General features: G+C 67.7%; 3 protein-coding genes. All 3 read right to left on the reverse strand.

Annotated features, from left to right (window positions below; translation table 11 throughout):
- Positions 1–258 (reverse strand): laccase domain-containing protein (locus AC5RV2_RS17030; protein WP_494093321.1); only part of this gene is annotated, 258 nt, incomplete at its 3' end.
- Between the two features lie 20 nt (positions 259–278).
- Positions 279–1463 carry a cell division protein FtsZ gene (gene ftsZ, locus AC5RV2_RS17035; protein WP_494093322.1) on the reverse strand — a complete coding sequence of 395 codons (1185 nt, stop codon included), beginning with the start codon at positions 1461–1463 and terminating at the stop codon, positions 279–281.
- 219 nt (positions 1464–1682) lie between these two features.
- On the reverse strand, positions 1683–2475 hold a 793-nt coding region (locus AC5RV2_RS17040), incomplete at its 5' end, for a cell division protein FtsQ/DivIB (RefSeq protein WP_494093323.1).

The following is a 2475-nucleotide window of genomic DNA, read 5'->3' on the forward strand; positions in this document are numbered from 1 at the left end:
CAGCGCGTCGGCCGGCGCGGCTCTTTCAGTGGTGTCGGCATCCCCGCCGCCGGCGGGGATGACCGCCGCGACGGCCGAATGCACCTGGTTCATGAACCGCAGCGAACCGGCCGGTACGGACATGGCGTCTTCCAGCGCCGCGCGCCGCCGGAGCACCGTGTCGGGGTCGTCCCCGACATGCAGGCCAAGGTTCCCGGCCGAGCGGTCGGTAAAGGCGGCCCACACGCCGGTGTGGACCCGCTGCTTCCACCAAAACACTGCCGGACCCGCCTGAGGGTTTACTTCAGGAAGTCCGGAACGTCCAGGTCGTCGACGCGGCCCGCGCTCAGGTCCGGCTCGACGATGGCCGGCAGGTCCATGTCGAAGCCCGCATCGGCGGGAACGTGGTGCTGCGGCATGGAACCGCTGAAGCTGTGCTCCATGGGCTCCGAGACCGGCACGGACGGCTGGGCGGCCGGAACGGCGGGCGTACCGGCCGGGGCTGCGGCCGGCTTCTGGGTCGGAGCGGAGGTGACGTCCACCTGGTCAAAGCCGGCGGCGATGACGGTCACCCGGGCTTCGTCGCCGAGTGCATCGTCGATGACGGCGCCGAAGATGATGTTTGCCTCGGGGTGTGCGACTTCCTGCACCAGCCGGGCGGCCTCGTTGATCTCGAACAGGCCCAGGTCCGATCCGCCCTGGATCGACAGCAGCACGCCGTGCGCACCGTCGATCGACGCTTCCAGCAGCGGAGACGCGATCGCCAGCTCGGCGGCCTTGACGGCCCGGTCCTCGCCGCGGGCGGAGCCGATGCCCATCAGCGCCGAGCCGGCGCCCTGCATGACGGACTTCACGTCCGCGAAGTCAAGGTTGATCAGGCCCGGGGTGGTGATCAGATCGGTGATGCCCTGCACGCCGGAGAGCAGCACCTGGTCGGCGGACCGGAAGGCATCGAGCATGGAGACGTTGCGGTCGCTGATGGACAGCAGACGGTCGTTGGGGATCACGATGAGGGTGTCGACTTCGTCGCGCAGCGTCTCGATGCCGCTTTCGGCCTGGTTCGACCGGCGGCGGCCCTCGAACGTGAACGGGCGGGTGACAACGCCGATGGTCAGGGCGCCGAGCGAGCGCGCGATCCGGGCCACCACCGGTGCGCCGCCGGTGCCGGTGCCGCCGCCTTCGCCGGCGGTCACGAAGACCATGTCCGCCCCGCGCAGCACTTCCTCGATCTCTTCGGCATGGTCCTCGGCGGCCTTTCGGCCCACCTCCGGGTCGGCGCCGGCACCAAGACCCCGGGTGAGTTCGCGCCCGACGTCGAGCTTGACGTCGGCGTCACTCATCAGCAGTGCCTGAGCGTCGGTGTTGATGGCGATGAACTCCACGCCGCGGAGTCCCACCTCGATCATCCGGTTGACGGCATTCACGCCACCGCCGCCGATGCCGACGACCTTGATGACGGCCAAGTAATTCTGCGGTGCTGCCACGTCCTGTGTCCCTTGCTCGAGTCTGTGCACTGATCAGTTCTGCCGGAGCGGGCGGGTACCCTGTCCGGTAGTTTCACCTAACCTTAACCTTCAACTTGAAGGTTAGAGTTATGTCAAGTAGTTCCTATTCGAGACGCTAGACGCAAGCCCCGGCCCACACAACGACCTTGCTCCGCGTGTCGCGCGTTCCCACCATGTTGCGCATTTCCCGTCTCCTGCTCAACGCGTCACCGGGCGTGTGGGCGTGCTCACATCGATGACGCTCGCCTTGTCTTTCACGTCTTTTGCCCGCAGCAGCGCCTGCAGGACGGTGGCCTTGAGTTCCTGCTCCTGCGCGTTCCCCCACAGCACTTTCTGGCCGCTGGCCAACTGGAGTTCCACCGAGTCCACCGACTGCGCGGAGGCGTGCTTGAGCTGTTTCAGGACGTCGGGCGGCAGCGCGGCGAGCACCCCGGTGATGGACGCGAAGACATCCGGGTTTTCGGCGGCCTTCGCGCCGTCGATCAAGGGCAGTTTTGCCTCGCTGCGCTTGGCGACCGACGCAAGTTCCGTCCCCGACTCGTCGATCAGTACGAATTTCTTGCCGTCCTTCAGCACGGCCACGGGGGTGTGCTCGATGATCCGAACGTGCAGTTCCGACGGCGGCCTGGCGATCACTTCCACCGACTCCACCGCCGGCAGGTGGTCCACCCGGGCATGGACGTCGCGTTCTCCGATGCGGGCCAGCGGCGTTCCCATGAGCGGTTGCAGCGCCTCGGTGAGCGTTGCTTTTTCGGTCAATTCGGCGCCCTCGACGGTGATCGTCTTCACGGCCAGCGCCGGCGACAGGAAGATCACCGACATCAAGACGGCGAAGAGCACGGCCACAATCCCGGCGGCGATCAACAGCCGGCGCCGCGTCTTGCGCGCGGCCGGTTCGGGGAAACTGACGACGGTGGTATCGGAGGTGTCCGCCCCGTCCGCGCGGTCCGGTCCCGCCCCGTGGCCCCGCCACCGCGACAGCAGCGCTGCC

Source organism: Arthrobacter sp. Y3225116 (assembly GCF_059091245.1).